The sequence below is a fragment of the Halodesulfovibrio oceani subsp. galateae genome, from assembly GCF_055397225.1.
Genome location: NZ_AP042453.1, coordinates 530,774 through 548,322, shown reverse-complemented (window position 1 = coordinate 548,322; position 17,549 = coordinate 530,774). Strand labels below are relative to the sequence as shown.

General features: G+C 46.0%; 22 protein-coding genes. 15 read left to right on the top strand and 7 right to left on the bottom strand.

Translation table 11 applies throughout. The annotated features are described in order from the left end of the window. The 7 genes from ACZ5V1_RS02390 to ACZ5V1_RS02360 are packed head-to-tail and all read left to right on the top strand — an operon-like array spanning position 1 to position 5,981. The gene (locus tag ACZ5V1_RS02390; RefSeq protein WP_464390439.1) at positions 1-357 is read left to right on the top strand and encodes a hypothetical protein; all 357 of its coding nucleotides are present in this window, start codon (positions 1-3) and stop codon (positions 355-357) included. Then, a complete protein-coding gene (locus ACZ5V1_RS02385) occupies positions 357-1,241 on the top strand; it encodes a hypothetical protein (RefSeq protein WP_464390438.1) in 885 nt (294 codons plus the stop codon). The genes ACZ5V1_RS02390 and ACZ5V1_RS02385 overlap by 1 nt, the downstream gene beginning before the upstream one ends. Then, positions 1,234-1,647 (top strand): NlpC/P60 family protein, encoded by a 414-nt coding sequence (locus tag ACZ5V1_RS02380; RefSeq protein WP_464390437.1) that lies wholly within the window; start codon positions 1,234-1,236, stop codon positions 1,645-1,647. The genes ACZ5V1_RS02385 and ACZ5V1_RS02380 overlap by 8 nt, the downstream gene beginning before the upstream one ends. Then, a complete protein-coding gene (gene gpJ, locus ACZ5V1_RS02375) occupies positions 1,644-4,358 on the top strand; it encodes a TipJ family phage tail tip protein (protein WP_464390436.1) in 2,715 nt (904 codons plus the stop codon). Before ACZ5V1_RS02380 ends, gpJ begins: the two co-directional genes overlap by 4 nt. Further along, positions 4,359-5,006 (top strand): hypothetical protein, encoded by a 648-nt coding sequence (locus ACZ5V1_RS02370; RefSeq protein ID WP_464390435.1) that lies wholly within the window; start codon positions 4,359-4,361, stop codon positions 5,004-5,006. 9 nt (positions 5,007-5,015) lie between these two features. Continuing rightward, positions 5,016-5,621 carry a hypothetical protein gene (locus ACZ5V1_RS02365; protein ID WP_464390434.1) on the top strand — a complete coding sequence of 202 codons (606 nt, stop codon included), beginning with the start codon at positions 5,016-5,018 and terminating at the stop codon, positions 5,619-5,621. Positions 5,622-5,624: 3 nt separating this feature from the next. Further along, positions 5,625-5,981: a hypothetical protein gene (locus ACZ5V1_RS02360; RefSeq protein ID WP_464390433.1), complete on the top strand. Its 357-nt coding sequence runs from the start codon at positions 5,625-5,627 to the stop codon at positions 5,979-5,981. Between the two features lie 39 nt (positions 5,982-6,020). On the opposite strand, the gene ACZ5V1_RS02355 is transcribed toward ACZ5V1_RS02360, so the two are convergent. Further along, complete coding sequence (locus tag ACZ5V1_RS02355) at positions 6,021-6,278, bottom strand: hypothetical protein (protein ID WP_464390432.1); 258 nt, start codon at positions 6,276-6,278, stop codon at positions 6,021-6,023. Between the two features lie 150 nt (positions 6,279-6,428). Here ACZ5V1_RS02355 and ACZ5V1_RS02350 point away from each other — a divergent pair, with 150 nt between their 5' ends. Then, positions 6,429-6,755, top strand: a complete 327-nt coding sequence (locus ACZ5V1_RS02350) for a hypothetical protein (RefSeq protein WP_464390431.1) — start codon at positions 6,429-6,431, stop codon at positions 6,753-6,755. A 164-nt stretch (positions 6,756-6,919) separates the two neighbouring features. After that, positions 6,920-8,209 carry an HNH endonuclease gene (locus ACZ5V1_RS02345; protein ID WP_464390430.1) on the top strand — a complete coding sequence of 430 codons (1,290 nt, stop codon included), beginning with the start codon at positions 6,920-6,922 and terminating at the stop codon, positions 8,207-8,209. A 301-nt stretch (positions 8,210-8,510) separates the two neighbouring features. Here ACZ5V1_RS02345 and ACZ5V1_RS02340 read toward each other — a convergent pair whose 3' ends face one another. From ACZ5V1_RS02340 to ACZ5V1_RS02320, 5 genes are all read right to left on the bottom strand, one after another. Next, complete coding sequence (locus ACZ5V1_RS02340; protein WP_464390429.1) at positions 8,511-10,091, bottom strand: ADP-ribosylglycohydrolase family protein; 1,581 nt, start codon at positions 10,089-10,091, stop codon at positions 8,511-8,513. 8 nt (positions 10,092-10,099) lie between these two features. Beyond that, positions 10,100-10,714, bottom strand: coding sequence for a DarT ssDNA thymidine ADP-ribosyltransferase family protein (locus tag ACZ5V1_RS02335; protein WP_464390428.1), 615 nt, complete (start codon positions 10,712-10,714; stop codon positions 10,100-10,102). Further along, the gene (locus ACZ5V1_RS02330) at positions 10,714-12,135 is read right to left on the bottom strand and encodes a UvrD-helicase domain-containing protein (RefSeq protein ID WP_464390427.1); all 1,422 of its coding nucleotides are present in this window, start codon (positions 12,133-12,135) and stop codon (positions 10,714-10,716) included. Before ACZ5V1_RS02330 ends, ACZ5V1_RS02335 begins: the two co-directional genes overlap by 1 nt. 122 nt (positions 12,136-12,257) lie before the next feature. After that, positions 12,258-12,839: a hypothetical protein gene (locus ACZ5V1_RS02325; RefSeq protein ID WP_464390426.1), complete on the bottom strand. Its 582-nt coding sequence runs from the start codon at positions 12,837-12,839 to the stop codon at positions 12,258-12,260. 106 nt (positions 12,840-12,945) lie between these two features. Next, a complete protein-coding gene (locus tag ACZ5V1_RS02320) occupies positions 12,946-13,386 on the bottom strand; it encodes a helix-turn-helix domain-containing protein (protein WP_464390425.1) in 441 nt (146 codons plus the stop codon). Positions 13,387-13,559: 173 nt separating this feature from the next. Between ACZ5V1_RS02320 and ACZ5V1_RS02315 the strand changes: the two genes are divergently transcribed. The 6 genes from ACZ5V1_RS02315 (at position 13,560) to ACZ5V1_RS02290 (ending at position 15,949) form a co-directional block, all read left to right on the top strand. Then, positions 13,560-13,868 (top strand): hypothetical protein, encoded by a 309-nt coding sequence (locus ACZ5V1_RS02315; protein WP_464390424.1) that lies wholly within the window; start codon positions 13,560-13,562, stop codon positions 13,866-13,868. 92 nt (positions 13,869-13,960) lie between these two features. Beyond that, positions 13,961-14,422, top strand: coding sequence for a phage regulatory CII family protein (locus tag ACZ5V1_RS02310; protein ID WP_464390423.1), 462 nt, complete (start codon positions 13,961-13,963; stop codon positions 14,420-14,422). Between the two features lie 4 nt (positions 14,423-14,426). Further along, entirely contained in the window at positions 14,427-14,819 is a 393-nt protein-coding gene (locus ACZ5V1_RS02305; RefSeq protein WP_464390422.1) for a primase-like DNA-binding domain-containing protein, read from the top strand. Beyond that, positions 14,816-15,106: a hypothetical protein gene (locus tag ACZ5V1_RS02300; protein WP_464390421.1), complete on the top strand. Its 291-nt coding sequence runs from the start codon at positions 14,816-14,818 to the stop codon at positions 15,104-15,106. Before ACZ5V1_RS02305 ends, ACZ5V1_RS02300 begins: the two co-directional genes overlap by 4 nt. A gap of 176 nt (positions 15,107-15,282) precedes the next feature. Further along, positions 15,283-15,582: a hypothetical protein gene (locus ACZ5V1_RS02295; protein WP_464390420.1), complete on the top strand. Its 300-nt coding sequence runs from the start codon at positions 15,283-15,285 to the stop codon at positions 15,580-15,582. A gap of 67 nt (positions 15,583-15,649) precedes the next feature. Beyond that, positions 15,650-15,949 (top strand): hypothetical protein, encoded by a 300-nt coding sequence (locus ACZ5V1_RS02290; protein WP_160717068.1) that lies wholly within the window; start codon positions 15,650-15,652, stop codon positions 15,947-15,949. On the opposite strand, the gene ACZ5V1_RS02285 is transcribed toward ACZ5V1_RS02290, so the two are convergent. Further along, positions 15,920-17,068 (bottom strand): tyrosine-type recombinase/integrase, encoded by a 1,149-nt coding sequence (locus tag ACZ5V1_RS02285; RefSeq protein ID WP_464390419.1) that lies wholly within the window; start codon positions 17,066-17,068, stop codon positions 15,920-15,922. The genes ACZ5V1_RS02290 and ACZ5V1_RS02285 overlap by 30 nt on opposite strands. Positions 17,069-17,549 lie beyond the last annotated feature (481 nt).

The following is a 17,549-nucleotide window of genomic DNA, read 5'->3' as shown; positions in this document are numbered from 1 at the left end:
ATGGATAACTGGCCGAATATTCCATTACCGACCACTTGCCCGCTTGGCATTCGTGATCCGCTCCTTGAAGACGAATTTCAAAGTGGAGACGATGCAGCAAGGCCGCAGTTTGCCGCGCCGCGTTGTCTGCCTATCACCTTGTCGTGGAACTGGATGCACAAAACGCAGCTTGCCACCTTAAAGAACTTTCAAAAGACGCACAGGGCAAGCCTGTTTTTGTGGACCGATCCTTTCTCCGGAGAACAATGGGAGGCTCGTTTTTCCGGTGAAGAGCCGATTAAATGGAACCCCATTGCGAAGCTGCCCAACTATGCACAGGTAACTGCCGTGATTAAGCCCATAAACGAGGTGAAGTAATGCCTAGTTTATCTCAGTGCATTGAACGCAATCGCACGCATTCCGAGCATAGCTACGTGCTGCTTGCCAAACTGACCTTACCGGATGGTGATGAAATACGCCTTGCGCGTAATCCGCATTCTCTCGTGTTTCCTTCCAACAAAGGTGTGCAGCAGTACGTTGAACAAGTCGCAGATGTGCTGGCGTTAACCAATACCAACGCTGAATACGTGGAAGCATCCGTTACCGGAGAATTTACCGGTGAAATTCTTTTTCAGCAGCTGCAAGGCGGCACATGGCACACCATAGAAACCTTTGTTGCGCCTTCCTCCAGTACTTTTGCTGCGCTGCCTAATACGCAGTACCGCTTGTATGTTTCTCGGCTTGATGCAGGGAAACCGTTTTGCGTTTTGGCAGATCAAGGCGGCCTGTGGCAGGCAATGGACTTTTTACCGGGGGATATTGAGGAGTCGGATTCGTATGAGACTCGCGGTCTTTCTCTTTCCATCGGCAACGGTGGCGGCGTGATGCAGCCTTACCTTGAGCAGCTGGATGCATGGCGCAAACTGCACGGTAACGAGTTTGTACAGATAAGCTTGCTGGTGGTGAACACGGGCTTGCTTGATGATCCAGATCCTGTGGGCGAATGGCATTTTATTGATGACGGTATCAGCCTGCCTGCCCCAATGGACAAGTGCGAAATTAAGCTTGGCATTGATGATGTGGGCACCGCTCCCATTCCGGCCCGTGCAATTAACCGTGATTTTTGCCACTGGCGCACCGCAGAGCAATGCCAGTATTACGCGCTGTGCAACCATACCCTTGCCATGTGCAGAGCTGATTACAACCGCAGCGAATACATTGGCGCGTTCCCAACGGTGGAACAGGGAGGCGTGTATGGATAATGCTCTGCGCGCGCTCTGCAACGGTCGCTATGTTCCGGAAGGACGCGGTGAACTGGATGCACATGGCGTTCACCAGTTCGACTGCTGGGGCTTTGTGATGGCTATCTTTGCGCACTTTGGCGTGGAGGTTCCAGATTACACAGAGCATCCGGACAACTTTGATCTTGTAACCAAACGTTACGAGGCGGCTTGTGTGTCTCCGTTATGGGAGCGCATCGATGCTCCTCAGGTACCGTGCCTTGTGGCAATGGCTACCGTTCGACCGGATGTGTGCAATCACTTTGGTGTGTTCCTTGGCAACGGCGTGTTTGTACATGTTCAAAAGAATCGCGGCGTTCATACCGATCGCATAGACACCGCCCCGTGGCCTCGGTTCGTTCATAGCTTCTGGAGGTACGTGGGATGAATGTTCTTGTGTACGAACAATTAAATTTTATCGACCCACTTTCCTGTCACAAAAGCGCAGTCTCTTGGCAGGCCGGAATGAAGCTGCACGATCTTGTTCCGGAGCGCATAGATGTGCCTTGCGGGCTGGACGTGATCTGCTCTGTAAACGGGCATGAAGTGACCGACTTTGAAGCCGAGCTGTACCGCGTAAAGCCGAATGATGCAGTGCTCTTTCGTGTGGTTCCACGTGGTGGAGGCGGCGGTGGTAAGAATCCGCTAAAAATGATCGCAATGGTTGCGGTTGCCATTGTGGCTGCATACACAGGCCAGTGGTACGCAGCAGGCTTGCTTAAAGCAGGAACAATTACGGCAGGCAGTGTTTCCGCAATTGCAGGCATCACAACCGCTGTTGTGGGTATGGCGGGCACAATGTTGGTCAATGCCGTACTTCCACCAGACAAGCCTACCCAAGCCGGTGCCAGCAATGTAACAGAGGATTCCCCCACGTATTCATGGCGCGCTGCTAACCCGAGCAAAAATGGTTCGCCCGTTGCTATCGTGCAAGGTGATTGCAAGAACATACTGCCGTTCAAGCTCTCGCAGTACATCAGCACAGATGGTGATAAGCAGTTTTTTAATGCGCTCTATGGAGTAGGTGAAGGTGAGCTCGAGCTTTCCAATTTCTGCATTAAGGGAATGCCGGTTGATCAATACAACGATGTGACTATTGAGCAGACCTCCGGCACTGCAAATCAAGCACCACTAAAAGGCTTTCAGGATGGTGTGTTTGAGCGTGCCGTTTCTATGAAGTTAACTCACAGTGAATGGACATATTTTGATGGTGAAGGTGATGCGATTCAAGCGGCAGGCTTTGGCATTTCCTGTCCTTCCGGTCTGTACTACGCCAACGACAATGGCAGCTTTGGCACAACGCAGGTGCAAATTGCCATAGAGCGCGCACCGCACGGCACAACAAACTGGCAGCGTCTTGCAACACATACAATATCTGCGGCGCAGCGTACTGCAGTTCGTAAGTTCTGGCGGTTTGATTTGCCAAAATCACGGCATGCGTACAGGGCAAAACTTGCGGTGCAGCCGCCTTCCGATGCAACCCGCTACGTGAATGATGTGTGGTGGGAATACGTGCAGGAGATTGTTCCGGATGATTTCCGGCATCCGTATACCGCATGCTTTGCACTTAAAGGACTGGCTACAGATCAATTTTCCGGCTCGTTCGATAGCTACCGCATTACCTGCAACGCAAAGCGTATGACTGCCCAGCTGCCCGATGGCAACGGCGGCCTTGTGGAGCGCAGCTTGACGAACCCTGCATGGATGGCGCTGGAACTTGCCACAAATCCACGTTTTGGTGCTGGGCTTCCAGAGTCCCGCGTGATTGTGGATGAGTTTGCAACTGCTGCAGAATGGTGCGACAGCCTCGGCATTTCTTCCAACATGTACTGGGACACGCAAACAGATCTTGCAAGCGCTTGGGATGAGCTGGGACGCTTCGGGCGGTTTCGCGTAATCCCTCGCGGCACTCGGTACGGCGTAATTTCAGACAGACCAGTCTTGCTTCCGGATCAATCCTTTATCGCGGCAGATTCCAACTCGCTGCTCGGTTCTACCTCCATTGACTATTTGCCCGTTAAAGAACGTGCAGAGGCGATTGAGGTAACGTGGTTTCATCCGGAAAAAGGCAGACAAATTTTACGCCGGCACAGTCCTTATTTTCATCAGCTGAAAACTCGGCTGCCGTCCACAGCAAAGATCACGCTTGCAGCTTGCAACAATTTTGAGAGCGCATGGCGTTACGCAGGCTACCGCCTTAACTGCAACCGATTTATTACCCGTACCATCAAGCGCACCATGTCTGTGGATGCTGCAAGCGTTCAGCCCGGGCATGTTGTTCAGGCCGTTGTGCGCGACTGGAACTGGGGAGAATCTGCAAGAGTACGTGGTGGTACCACGACGCAGATCACACTTACGCAGCCGGTGACGCTTAAAAAGAATACGTCGTACTCGCTGCAGGTGAAGCATGGCGGTGTGCAGAATACTAAAGGGCAGGAGCTGATCGACATGGCGGATATTACGCCTGTCACTGAGGACACAGTAACAACCTCGCTTACGCTGTCCGAACCGCTTTCTGCTGTGCCGCAGGTTGGCAGTGTTGCCACTGTGGGCAAGGCGAACGATGCGCTGCATTTGTTTCGCGTTTCCTCCATCCGTCGCACTAGTAAAAACAAGGTGGAGATTACCGGCATCGAGTACGCAGAAGAAGTGTATGCCGATGCGGGAGATCTGCCGGTTGTTGATGGTGATGCTGGCAACATTGGCGCGCGTAATCTGACGTGTAGCGTTCAGGCCGTGGATGAAGACGGGCTGCATAAAAAACTGGTGCATCTTTCTTGGCAAGGCAATGCCATCACATGGCGCATTTTCGTGCGCAAAGTGGGCGCAGGTATTACGCCTTGGCAGCTGTATGGAACAACCCGCAATACGCAGACAACCCTGCGCGGCATTGAAGATAAAAACTTTTACCGCATAGCAGTAAGCCACACGGATAATCCGGCAGACGGCGCAGTGACTGAAGTTCTTTATGATCCAGATGTGATGGGCACAGGCACAATCAGGCCGCTGCGTGTAATTAAGGAAGATCAATCCGGATTCGAGCCGTTAATGTACGTAACCGAATCAGGCGAAGTGCTGCAACTTATGGAGGTATTTTAAATGAGTGGATTCCACAGAGACATTAAAGGGGATCAAAACCACGTAATTCACTTTCGTGAGTATGCCACAGCTGCGCTACGAACGGCTGATACTGCGCTTGATGCTTCTCATGTAAAAAAGGTCGCCTTACAAACTGATACAAACACCTTTTGGGTGCTCCTTGATGCGGCACCAGTAACGTGGAAGGAACTTGCTCCGGAGCCACCTCCACCGGAAACACCGGTGCATGGCAAAATAGAAATGTTCTGGGGAACAATTAATTCGGATGGACGTCCTATTGACCTGAAAACAGGGCTTCCTGACATGCGCTATGGCTATTGTGATGGACGCACCTACTCAGCGCCAGATGGACGACAGGTGACAACTCCAAATATGCGCGAGCGTTTTCCTGTGTGTTCAGGCGATAACGCAAGCAACAAGGGACAGACTGGCGGTGCTTCCTCTATCACTCAAAGTTCTGCTCAAATGAAAAGTCATAACCACGCGCTGAAGACATATAAGTACTCGGGGTCAAGTGCATCAACGGTAAATCCAGTGAGCAGTCACCAGTATAATACAAGCGGCGCTTATGTCACCAGCGCGGGTGGCTCTTCTGCTATGGAGAACAGACCTCCGTATATTTCTATCCCGTTCATCATGTATCTTTAGGAGCTGAATATGCAGGTAACAGTAATAGTGCCGGATAAGTGCATAATTGTTGATGGGGATATGATTGAGCCCGTTGAATTTGATTATGATGAAGGCGTTCACGCCATCCAATGGGATGGAACGAACGGGCATATTGAGTTCATCATGGAAGATGGCGGGATTATGACAACGCCTGTGTCACAGCTGGAAGTTCAGCCCTATGTGGAAGCATGGCAGGCAGTAAAAGATAAGCTAAAGAACATTCCTCCATTAACCTTGGCAGAAGCAAAGGCTGCCAAGCAGGCAGAAGTACGCGATGCCCATAATGCCTTCCTATTGGAACGCGGTGTGGAATATTCAGATATGGAGCGGCAAACATGGGATACCCAGCGACTAGAGGCGCAAGCTCTTCTCGCTGATCCACAAGCAGCAGCGCCGCTAGTTCGCGCGATCGCTAATGCCAGAAGTATGGAAGTGCTCGAACTGGCGCAGCGTATACAATTGAATACACAAGCATGGTCAGTACTAGCAGGTCACGCCACAGGACAGCGCTTGGCGTTTCAAGATGCGCTGGAGGCTTGCACCACAGTTGAACAGGTTGAGGCTATTACTGTTACATTCACAACACCGGAGTAACCAATGAAACTACTCGCACCTACTACCTACTTAGAAGCTTCAAACGAACTTAAAAATCGAATCTGCAACGGCTGCGGCCCTGACGGATTAATCGGAAAACTTGTTCCGGAACATCTTCTAGGCGCATGCATTGCCGAGGCTTGTAACATTCACGATTGGATGTACCAGGAGGGAGAAGATAAGCAGAAAGCCGATCTCTATTTTTTGGCCAACATGATCTTTCTATGCACCCAAAAGAGTAAATGGCTTCTACCAGCTCGAGCACTGATGGCAGTTCACTTTTTCTTGGCTGTTCATTATGGCGGGGAGGAGTATTTTACAGATAACAACGAAGGCATTGTGCTTAAGGATGCTTCATAAACAAATGCCCCTGTCATCAGGGGCATTAAAAATAGATATTCATACATTGGCCAAGAACCCTATATTATATTCTAACTCATCACCTTCAGCCAATACTTCACAAACAAATTCCAAAGTCACCCTGCTTAAAGTCGTGGGTAAATCAATCTCTAACGAACGACCATCCTTAAGTAGTACTTGCAACTTGTCTTTTCCATTCTCTTCATAGCACCAGCTTTCTTCATACTTATCTACGAACCCAGCTTCCCCATATTCATCAAATTTTATTTTAATTTCGAACTGTTCGCTACCAGTCATAACTCTCCTAATTCTATGTATAACAACTTCAGCGGATAGATATGTACTTTTACTATTAGGTCAAGAGGTTATGTGCGAGTATTGAAATAATTTCACGTTGCACTCCACCAAGTGCAGCGCTGTGTTCTTTCCTGCGCTATCATACAACCTATGAAGCGCCCATTTTTATACGACCCAATAAAGTACCTTCGAGATAAAGGTGTTACCGTCCGCAAAGGTTTTCCTCAGAATGGGGAAGATGAAATTGCTCTTACCTTTGAACAAGGGCGATATTGGACACCACCCCGCGTGTTAGCCATGTCTAAGCTTGTGCAGCAAAGCCGCACGCTCATTCTTATGCAATTAAATGTAAGCAAAGGAATGCCTCCGCTCTCTGTAGAGTCCTTACTTGCTAAAGACTACATCCGCATTGCATGCGACGATCGCGGCAAAAGGCGTTATGTGATTACGGAGCGAGGGAAACGATGGATGAATTAATGCTAAAAAAGCCCGTTCAATTGAACGGGCTTTTTTATTGTTCCCCTTCGAAATAATGGGGCAACCATGCAGCAGAGATTGCATGAGTAGCATTTTATTTTTATTAGATTTATACACATTTTCACAATTCAAAAATACTAAGCTGCTTACTCGAAAGGATTGCTATGCTGCCTAATATGCTTTTCATTAATATTGGCTGGATGACTAACTATAAAGGACCAGAAGAATCTGGAACAATAGGCAACCACGCACATTTAAAGAAGAACAAAACCGGCTTTGAATGCTACAACTTTCACCCTATTGAGGGATATCGCTACGGCTATTTGCCGGGGCACCGTTTCCCAAACATCACCAACTTAGGTGCAACTCGAAAAGATGAAAGCGTAGATGGTGTACTTGTTGTCTGGATGGCTAGAAACCCAACAACGAATCAAACGTGTATTGTTGGATGGTACCAAAATGCCACTGTCTACAACTCAAAGCAGGACTTCCCTGTTTTCCCACAAGGTGATGCTGACGCCATCTGGAACTACAGCGTTAAGGCGGCTATCAGCGACACAAAGCTCCTCTCCCCAGCCGAACGAACTTTTGTAATTCCAACTTACCACGACGAAGAAGGTGGTTATGGGCAAAGTCCCATGTGGTACGCATCTAAGCGCCCAGACATAAGGGAAGAAGTATTCAATTACATCAAAGAAAAATTGTCAGGCTACCCTATCACGTCTCATTCATGGACAATTCTGTCGGATGCTGTGGCCGAAAAAAAACTTGATCACTCTGCTTTTGAACACAATGGAACGGGTATACCTAAAGAAATAGTTTCCTTTTTTGATTACTCACCTGAAAAAGGAAACGTCGCTGTTACTCTTAACTATAACAACAAGGCATACTCAGCACATTTTGCTCCTGACCCTAAAGAAAGAACTCGCTTGTCTTGGCTTTCTGATTTTAAAGATTGTCTCCATTCTTTCTTTCCGCGAAAAAACAAATCCAATGGCAAAATGCGATTGATCAAAATAACCCCCGCCACCTACCAAGTAGAGTTAGTACAACCGAGTTTCAAATCTATTGAAAAGGCACTTGCTGAAGATCAAAAGGAAGACGAGAAAGAGCTTGAGGTAGCTGCTCCTCACCTTGAAAAGAAACAGTACTCGCTTCACCGAAAGGTCGACCGAAATTCAAAGCTCATCAAAGAAGTTAAGCGCCACAAGGGGTATTGCTGCGAAGCATGCGGAATGTCCTTCACCAATATCTATGGTTCCATTGGTGAAGAATTTATTGAAGCGCATCACCTTATCCCCCTCTCCACCTTGGAAGCAAACATGTCTGTTCAGTACGACCCGATAAAAGACTTTGCTGTACTTTGTTCCAACTGCCACAGAATGATTCATAAGCTGGATGATCCTGCTGACCTTTACGGATTGAGAGACCTTCTTAAAGCAAACGCAAACTAAGCCACTGCTGGTCAAGTTAAGCGTCCCCCGATTGATGTAGCAATCTCTCACTAATGCCTTATCAGCATCGTAGGCGATGACTGGAGGTGGATAAGGTGTGGTATTACAGAACGAGGATGAATTTAACTTTGTGTTACAGATAATGTTGCAGTCTAGTTAAGGCTATACTCTTTAAGGCATTATTTTTTGCATAATGGGTCGCCAAAGACTATCTATAAAAAATACCGCCGCATTCTATTGGAAAGAAGACGGCGGTATTCATGAAAGCATTAATATTTATTAAACTAACAAATTGAAATTACTACCACTCTTTATTTTCAGAACGCAAACGATATGCGATAATACTCGTAAAGGAGATTAACTCCTCATATGGCCGATCTGAATAAGACATTTCTTTAATAATATCACCAATCTTCTGTGAAGAAAAATTGCTTTCTGAAACCATTGCAACGTAATCAGCGATCTCCAACTGTTGTACTTTTTTACTTTTAGGAGGTGCCTCTGCAACTTTAATTAATGAATCAGAATAACCATGAACAACTTCATTGCGAATCGCTGTCATTTTTCCTTCATGGCGAAACTTTAATAAGACCTTTTGCCCAAAACTTGTTGTACCCCATCCCCAAATAAAAGCACCTTGTTCTGCGACAGGTTTCAAATCTTCAAGAACTCCAAGCCCAAGAAGTAACATTTTGTCGTCTTGCTTTACTATGTAATCTGCTTGAGCTTTTGGAGGCGTCCACTCAAAAAGATCCGGATAACAAAAAGAATCAGTTTGTTTTCCTGTTGAGATATCATACATTCTCAATGCTTCACTTGTAATATACTCTTGATCAACAACTTGTTCAGTGAATATATTTTTTGACACACCACCAATAAGTGCTCCTGCCATAGTTCCTATCGTGTCTGTATCAGTGCCCAAAGTATTGCATATTTCAACAAGTTGTTTTCGAGGACTTTCCTGTTGAAGGTCATGAGCCGCAGCAAGAGCCAAAATTACAGTGACCGTTCCCGACCCTCTTGACTCTGCTTTGTAGCCACCTATCTCATTTGCCAGCGAAGAATAGATAGACATTGATGAAGTACGGCAAAGTTGTTCGTAGATTTCGATATAGCCCTCAAGTTCATCAAGGGTATCCAAAATTGCGCTTTCAAAAGAAGAACTGGTAGCTCTTTCCCAAGCGGGAATCCAATACATTCCGACTTCATGGTCTTCGTGAAGCAATCTTAAGTTATCAGCAATAAAGGCAAGTGCTTCGCGCCAAATTCTTGGGGAAGGTATTTGGTCATCCATTAATGTATATGACAAACACATGGAATAAAGCATTGCCCCAACAATACCCCGAGGATGCCCATGTGTGCATATTGAATTGCGAAAAACATCAAGTAAATATTTTTTTGGATTCTGCTTATGTGCAGTGGCCCATATATGAGGCTGGACGCGCATAGCTGCGCCATTTCCGCCGCAATTTACATATTGACGTTTTCCTGAAAAAAAGTTGTTAAACCAGCTTGTAGTTTTTTTTGAAAGCTCTGATGCTGCGTATTTTGACCCAATCCCTGCACCTAAGGCATAGCTTTGCCATACTGGTAATTCAATCTTAGAAAATGCTTCAACATCAAAAAAACCATCAGCTCCAATGGAGCGTGACGTTGCTAGGCGCAACTGCGTGTCATCTGAGTAGCAACCAGCAGGCAATTCAAGAGTTACCCCGAACTTGCCACCAATTTTTCGACTCCATGCCTGAGTTGTACTAAGAAACTTCTTACCAGTTCGAATACGAAGGATTCTTTGCGAAGCTAACTCTGTCATAAAGCCTAAAGCATCACCATACGCCGCCCAAAGTGCAGAGTTAACAATTTGTGAGCACTCTTTATTCATATTTATCCCTACTCAAACATAGTATGATCTACAACGACCTCAAAAGAACAATTAAGACCTGCAAAAATTTGACTTGTTTGATCAGTATCTTCTTCTTTTTGTACATAAATACGTTGTAAATAGTCATTTGAAAGTTCTCGTGGATATAAAACTTCAGCTTGCCTACAGGTCGGGTAATGAGAAGGCATCTCATCATAACGCCGAGCATAGCGAGTTTGATATTGATGTACAGAATCGTTAAATAACGCTTGCAACCCAGCAAGTCCAGCAACTCGCCTAACACCTGAATAAATATTATTTGTTGTCGAAAAGAACACACCTTCATGTGTTAATATTTCAGGACGATATGACAAAATATACCAAGTATCATCTGGATGCCAGTTCCTAGCCTTATTAAAAAAATCAATGTTGATTCTTGAAATCGACATATTCACGTAATCTGCCCATTCAGGATCAAGAACGCGATCGGCATTATATTCATAAATAAATTCTAAGCGTTCCTCTTCAGGCAACTGAATACGAGAAAGACTTTTTCCTGAAGCAACAATACCGGTAAGGCCACTGTGCCTTGTGAAATGCAAAACCTCTTCAATCTTCCTTTGCGCGATTAATGTTGATGGCATTAAAACTTTACCTCTTCATAAAGTGTGTCGTCCAAAAAATCTATTAATGCAGGCCTGTCACTTTCTTTATAACCAAGAATGACATCCTTTCTTGCTCGACCAATGCCCATTGCTAATAATTTTCTAAATTTCACTAATAGGTCGTCGTCATGCTCATCACCGTGCTCAAAATTTTCTTGAGCTAGGCCAATAATAAAAACATAGTCAAATTCTAATCCCTTTGCAGAAGCAAGAGTAGACAATGCAATATTTTCACTTCCAGTCGGCCATGCAGGCCTCCGTGTCATTCGAACATAAGGCAGTCTTGCCTTATTTAGTTCCCCTTCCAAATATTTAAACCACCCCACAGGATGTAAAAACGCGACGGTCTCTTCAGACAAATCAACATTTCTCTTAATAAAATCGAGTGCATAAGAAACTTGATCATTATAAAATCCAACAAGCACTCGAGGAATGATGCCAGATTCACGACAATTTTCAACTAAAGGGAGTGCTGTATCTTGATCTGGTTGAAGTCCTTCAAGTACTCCACGAGCCAGTCCAGCAATTTCTTTTGTGTTTCTATAATTTTGGGAAAGAACATTCGTATCTTGAGGCCGTACAGTGTAACCAGCTTCTAACCAAGTAAAACCTCGAGCATAAATTCGTTGTGCTGTGTCTACGATAAAGGTTAACGAGTGCTGTTCTGCTAAGTGATTGGCTATTGCACGTAATTGATTTGCAGAAAAATCTTGAGTTTCATCCACAATAACGATGTCGTATTGATGAAAATTCTCTTTAGCTAAGAGAATTGCCATGTCATTCCAATCCACAACTTTTTTTTCTTTTTTTAATTTAGTATAAGGATATATTACGTTATCCAGTATTTTTCTGCGGTCTGTTTTATCAACTCGAGGCGAAGCCCCTCTTCCGTCTCGTCTAATTTCAATATAATCTTCAAACTGCTCTGGTAAAAATCTACCAAGCAAATATTCAACTTCGTCTTTAAGAAATGATGATGAATATCCCAAAGAAGCTCCAAGCTCTTCAATTCTCGCTCTTCGATTATCATCATCAAAAATATTCTGAACACCATGCCGTGCTTCAATTAACTCTTTTGCCCAGTGAGAAAAAGTGTTCACTGTAATATTAACATTTGCAGTCCCAAGGGTTTGAATCCGTTTAGTTTGGTCTTCAACTATTTCAGAAACATACCCCTTCAAAGTTCTATTAAAAGTTAAAACTAAAACTTCTACAGGACTAGTTATCCCCTGCCTTCTGTTTCTATTTGCAAATCGCCCAACTGCCGTTTTTAAACGATGAAGTGCGGTTGTTGTTTTCCCACTTCCAGCAGCCCCCCTAATAACTTCGACCCCTTGTGGTGGGTTAGAAATTAATTTCAACTGCTCATCAGTTGGCTCAATAACAGATAAATACTTCACTTTAATTCCCCCTAAATCCAATAGGTTAAGATAATAATGTAAGTAATCAACCACTAACTAAGCTGTTAAAAAAAATTATAACAGCTATGAAATACTATTTTCTGGCTATTCTAGTGACATCCCTATTCTAAAGGAATCACTATCTCATTACGCAAACGCTCTGGTAAATGACCTACCAGTGACACGTCTCGTACTTCTTGCAGACTGACATAAAGATCCAGTCCGCTTTCATTACAGCCAGATATTTTCATCCTATCCCCCTCGCCAAAGCCTTCACGAGCAGAATAGTGATGTATATCTCCACAAACAGGACAGCGAAAAAAGAGTTGTCCCCAATGCGTATAGCCATTCTGTGTTGAAGGGCCAAAAAGTCTCACAACAGGAACCGTCAGATTAATCTTCGAACTTCCCTCAACCACAGCAGCGTGTAATATTTGGGCAGGCTGATAGCTGCTACGGATATATCTTTTCCGGTGGCGTGGTTTTTCTTCAAGAATAAAATCTTGCACTAAACTCGATGCCCACATCCCTTCGGATGCCAGTCTGGTTGCGGCATCATTCAGCAAATTTTTTCCGGAAAGAGGGAACATATGCTGAAGCACATGGGGCACAGAAACTATAGGGTCAACATATACGCTTGATGCAAGGTAATGTGCACTCTTGAATTCTTCCAAGACACTTTCAATAGTTTGGATACCGCTCATGTCGTCCTCCCTTCCCTATTGAATAGGCAAGTCTACTGTCTCCACCTACAGCACCTAGCCCTCCCTAATTTGCAGCGGGCGCGTGGGCATGGACATCTATTAAATTCTACGGTTGTTTTATACTCCGACCGCGATCGTTCGCGAAAGCCGGAGTACTAAGAGTCTCTTCTGCCTGAGTGTGTGGCTCGTTCTGTGAGTCTAAAATTTTCATAATAGCTTGCTGAATAAACTCAGGAGATGCGCCTGACCGCTCAAGCACGTCTGTTGTAGTTTTTATTCGCTCAGCAATCGGATCAATAAATCCGCTTGAGCCTTCAACACCCTCTTCATTATTTGACGACTGTTTGCATTTTTTGACATCAGGTGCATCAACGTCTTGATTTAAGAAAATGTCACCCTTCCCAGTCAAAAGCCAATTAGCATCAAGTTGAAACTTATCTACCCATAATGACAACGTATCTTGTTTCGGAAGACGGTCAGTGTTGAAATAGCCAGACAACGTTGCTCGCGAAATATTTCCAGCGCTTGCAAACTCTGAATCATTCAAACCCAACTCATTGATTATTCTACGCAATCTATCTCGAAACGTTTTTTTACTCATAATTTTATTCAAAATTGTGTCAAACTTTGTTGACAAGTATTCATTATTTTACAATATTCGTTTTCACGAGACAAAAAAAACACCAATAAACAAAAACACCTAAACCGAAACGAGGGAAAATGATGTCACATTTAACCTTAATTCCTGAATTAATATCGGATTTAACTCGCGCTGAAAAGCTTGAAGTGTATATGAAGCGCAAAAACATTACGTTTTCAAATATTGCCAAATCTATTGGCGTTGCCCCCGCTTCTGCTCGCCGTATGCTGCTCAATGAATCCATCCCCACATGGCGGCACAATCAACTCCTCGCAGCCGGCATCCCTGATGTGCTGCTCCCCCCTGCCCGTGATGTTGCTCCAGGCAGAAAGCCTAAAACACCACCACTCGAAGAAACAGACCCAAATACTTTGGGACAGGCCGCATAACCATCCAGCCACCTGTCCTGCGTAACGATGTAAGCAATGGTGCCAAATAGTTACGCTAAGTGCCAACGTGTCATTTTCTGGAGAAAGTACACATGAATAATCTACAGCATCTTACCTTCGCCAGCGCCCTAGACCTTGCCCTTGGCGAAAGCAAACTCTGCCGTGAAGACGTAGGCAATACAATGGGCTGGAGCACCAGCAAGACAAGCCGCATTTTCAATGCAGAGGACAACTATTTCCCCACCATGCCTTCAGTCCCGCAACTGTGCATGGTTCTTGGTAACGACATCCTTTTAGACTGGCTAAGGGTAAACACCAACGAATTACGTTTAGGGCGGCACGACCGCGCGCCAAAGCTTACACAGCTTGAGCTGCTGCAACTGCTTAGTGAAATCAGCAAGGAAGTTGGAGACGTGAACAAGGTAATAAACGAAGCACTCAAAGGTGATGGAAGTATCGATAAGCCGGAAAGCAAACGCATTATCCGCGAAGCTTACGATGTTTTGTCCCGCTTTCGTGAACTAGTCGCCGCCATGCGCGCGGTACAGGAGTAGCAGAATGGAAAACATCATCAAACAAAGAATGAGCATTATGAAAAAGGCCGTGCAAATGCACGGTGAAGAAGGCGTAACCGCAGTTGTTGAAGCCTACGACGCCATGTGGGGACGCATTATCAGTAGCGAAGCCAGCACGCCAACAAGCCACACCTTTGTTGGGGAACTTGTAGAAAAATTTATTGCCGAATGCCTTGAACTGACCACAGATGATCGCAAGCTTCAGGCTAAAGACCTGTATCAGGCGTTCGTTACTTGGTGCGAAAAAAAGCAAGTAACGTCTATCCCTACCCAGCGTGCTTTTGGGACAGAAATGGTGATCCGTTTTGAACGAGTTAAGCAAGGTACATATTGGTACATCGGCATGGCCCTACAAAAACAGGAGCAAGCTGCATGATGAATCCCTCAGTTATTATCCGCCGTAAACTGGAATGCGTCCGAAATTCTGTTGAAGTTTTGTCGAAACAGGAAGGCATTACTGCAGAAGATAGACTGAACATTAGCAACCTCTACCGCATGATCTCACTGATTGATAATCGCCACCGCGACAAGCTGAAGCTTAACGGCCACGCCGTTATCCCGTTACGACGCAAAGCGCTGGCGGCTGACTGCCTAACACCTGCAGAACGCAGAGCGCTGGCAAAACGAGTTCACGGTGGTGGGCACCATGATCCCGCAGCTTGACCCATTTCAATGGGCAATTCTTGGACTGGCTTCAGGGCTGACACTAAGCTTCATCATTATCTTATGTCGCACCCCTTCATGCAAAAAACACCAGTAACGACACGACAACTCAAGGCCGCCTAGCGCATATACAGGACACTCTAGCCGCTCCGGAAAGAGCAAAGGACGTTATCTATATGGCACAAAGCGTAAAAGAAAAAATCAGATGTTGTAACTGCGACAAGCTCCGTATTGCTGCCGGCTATAGCCTTTGCCGCACCTGCTATAAAAAATTCGTCAATGGTGACTTTCACCACCCGCTAGGCATGCCGCTTGTTAAGCGCGGGAACTGCACCCACCTCCCTATCTCAAACGTCAAGTCAGACTCTGACGTCTCTACCCTATGCAATCACAATCCGCACAGTTTGCCGTTCTACGTTGAGGAGCAGCCGGCAGACCCGAACCGTGATCCATTTGCATGGTGGGAAGCAGCCTAAGCTACACATCACATTTCAAATTTTATCGCCTTATACGGCGTAACCTCAAACATTCGTGGAGAGAATCATGAAAAGAATCGATTGGGACAGAGATCTTACTGAGGAAGAAAAAGCATTTTTAGAACACATGATTGATGGCTTGCCGAACTACATTGCACGGAAAAGAGTTGATGTGTTTCTTGGTGGCTGGTTTGGAAGCAAGACACTGGCAAATGCAGAGACTGCCGGCAACGGCCCGCGCTCTATGATCAAAGGTGGCCGAGATGTTTTATACGAAACTCGTATTCTTGTAGAATGGGCTATCCGTTACTTCGGAATCAAACGAATCGATAACAAGCTACTCCTCGCCCGATCTAAGGCGGCATAATGCTTCTACAGCATCTTGCGTAGCGTCCGGTAATAAGTGTGCATAGCGTTGCGTCATCGTTAGCGTCTTGTGGCGCATCAACTTACGAATGCGATTTAAATCTACCCCGTTCATTGCCATCCAGCTCGCAAACGTATGGCGCAAGCTATGGAACACTATCCGCTGCAGATTACTTGTAGCGTCGTCGTTCAAACCCAATTCGTTTACCAGTTCGGAGAACGTATGCGAAATATCTTTTACCTCACCCCACATAGGCGGAACAACGAGCTTCTGCCGCTTATCGCGCTGCTTATTGCGGCGCGTAAGCATTTCACGGACAATAGAATTCATCGGAACAGAACCGCCAGGCTTTCTATCTCTTTCGTTCTTGATAGTAATCATGCCGGCAAAGAAATTTACGTCTGCCCACTGGAGGCGTTGGACTTCACCAAGGCGCAGCCCTGCGTACAAGGCAAGCACAATGCTGTCATGAACGTCCTGCCAACCTTGAGCATGCATAGCATTCTTTGTGTTCTCACAACGGGTAAGGCAAGTACCGAGCACCAGATCAGCTTCATCATACGTCAAAAAGCGTTCACGTCTGTTCGTAACAACAGGCATCTCAACACGCGCCATTGGCGATTCACCAGTAAACACCGGAATCCCCTCTATGGACGTCATTGCTGCCACGTTGAACACCCTGCGGATAACAGCAAGCACATGCTTTACAGTGCCGTCACTAAGGCCATCTTCGTACAGTTCATCACGAAGGCGCTCTATGCGGTCTGGCTTAATCATATCGAGAGGCAGATCACCGATGCTCGGATGGATGCGCTTCTCTGCGCGCAGGACATCATCACGCCAAGTACGCTTACGCTTCTGCGCCTTTGGCACATAGTGATCATTAAAGAATTGTCTGAAGGTCAACCGACCCGCCTGAGCCTTTGCGTACTCAACGGCTTCGGTCTGTATGCGCAAGTCTTCAAGTTCTCGTGCCTCAGTGAGAGTCGTGGGCTTAACACCACGTCTGTAGTTCTGCTGCAGCTCACCAAGAACGCCACTGATCGTAGCAACATTCCATCCCTCAGAAGCCCAGCCGATAGCCTCGGACCGCTCTTTGCCGTCACGATACCAACGCACAACGAAGTACCTATCAGGTCTTCCGCTATGCTTTCGAGTGGCATGCTCTCTGTACTGAAGGCCACGAACATTTGGAACTTTGATATACTTGCTCATTGGTACGGTATAGGTACGGGTTTGAAAACGGTCAAGATGATTTCTCGGAACACAAAAACAGGTCAACTATCCGTTATTATTGGAGTAGGAAAAATGAAGACACCACAACCGTGCCCAAAACTGTATTCAAAATCCGCCGGCTTTACAGCTGTGGGAGTTCAAGTCTCCCTCTCGGTACCATGTGCATATTCAAGGGGTTACGTACTGTCACTATGACGGGTCGTAATCCCTTTTTTGCGTTCTATGGAATAACTTCCCCCGTTACCCCCCTCTCCAAGACCTCGCAGGAAGGTCTAAAGGGCAGTTAGTAGCTCCAATTTATCGATCCAAACCACATAGATTCTTTCCAGCCTCCCAACTCATAGGGGGCGTTTGGGGCGCGTTG

What these genes read in the sequence shown, in the direction of transcription:
- ACZ5V1_RS02295 (WP_464390420.1), top strand. Translation starts at nt 15,283, where the DNA reads ATGGCACAAAGCGTAAAAGAAAAAATCAGATGTTGTAACTGCGACAAG.
- ACZ5V1_RS02305 (WP_464390422.1), top strand. Translation starts at nt 14,427, where the DNA reads ATGGAAAACATCATCAAACAAAGAATGAGCATTATGAAAAAGGCCGTG.
- ACZ5V1_RS02355 (WP_464390432.1), bottom strand. Translation starts at nt 6,278, where the DNA reads ATGACTGGTAGCGAACAGTTCGAAATTAAAATAAAATTTGATGAATAT.
- ACZ5V1_RS02340 (WP_464390429.1), bottom strand. Translation starts at nt 10,091, where the DNA reads ATGAATAAAGAGTGCTCACAAATTGTTAACTCTGCACTTTGGGCGGCG.
- ACZ5V1_RS02370 (WP_464390435.1), top strand. Translation starts at nt 4,359, where the DNA reads ATGAGTGGATTCCACAGAGACATTAAAGGGGATCAAAACCACGTAATT.
- ACZ5V1_RS02315 (WP_464390424.1), top strand. Translation starts at nt 13,560, where the DNA reads ATGATGTCACATTTAACCTTAATTCCTGAATTAATATCGGATTTAACT.
- ACZ5V1_RS02385 (WP_464390438.1), top strand. Translation starts at nt 357, where the DNA reads ATGCCTAGTTTATCTCAGTGCATTGAACGCAATCGCACGCATTCCGAG.
- ACZ5V1_RS02350 (WP_464390431.1), top strand. Translation starts at nt 6,429, where the DNA reads ATGAAGCGCCCATTTTTATACGACCCAATAAAGTACCTTCGAGATAAA.
- ACZ5V1_RS02325 (WP_464390426.1), bottom strand. Translation starts at nt 12,839, where the DNA reads ATGAGCGGTATCCAAACTATTGAAAGTGTCTTGGAAGAATTCAAGAGT.
- ACZ5V1_RS02335 (WP_464390428.1), bottom strand. Translation starts at nt 10,714, where the DNA reads ATGCCATCAACATTAATCGCGCAAAGGAAGATTGAAGAGGTTTTGCAT.
- ACZ5V1_RS02365 (WP_464390434.1), top strand. Translation starts at nt 5,016, where the DNA reads ATGCAGGTAACAGTAATAGTGCCGGATAAGTGCATAATTGTTGATGGG.
- ACZ5V1_RS02345 (WP_464390430.1), top strand. Translation starts at nt 6,920, where the DNA reads ATGCTGCCTAATATGCTTTTCATTAATATTGGCTGGATGACTAACTAT.
- gpJ (WP_464390436.1), top strand. Translation starts at nt 1,644, where the DNA reads ATGAATGTTCTTGTGTACGAACAATTAAATTTTATCGACCCACTTTCC.
- ACZ5V1_RS02300 (WP_464390421.1), top strand. Translation starts at nt 14,816, where the DNA reads ATGATGAATCCCTCAGTTATTATCCGCCGTAAACTGGAATGCGTCCGA.
- ACZ5V1_RS02390 (WP_464390439.1), top strand. Translation starts at nt 1, where the DNA reads ATGGATAACTGGCCGAATATTCCATTACCGACCACTTGCCCGCTTGGC.
- ACZ5V1_RS02310 (WP_464390423.1), top strand. Translation starts at nt 13,961, where the DNA reads ATGAATAATCTACAGCATCTTACCTTCGCCAGCGCCCTAGACCTTGCC.
- ACZ5V1_RS02380 (WP_464390437.1), top strand. Translation starts at nt 1,234, where the DNA reads ATGGATAATGCTCTGCGCGCGCTCTGCAACGGTCGCTATGTTCCGGAA.
- ACZ5V1_RS02360 (WP_464390433.1), top strand. Translation starts at nt 5,625, where the DNA reads ATGAAACTACTCGCACCTACTACCTACTTAGAAGCTTCAAACGAACTT.
- ACZ5V1_RS02290 (WP_160717068.1), top strand. Translation starts at nt 15,650, where the DNA reads ATGAAAAGAATCGATTGGGACAGAGATCTTACTGAGGAAGAAAAAGCA.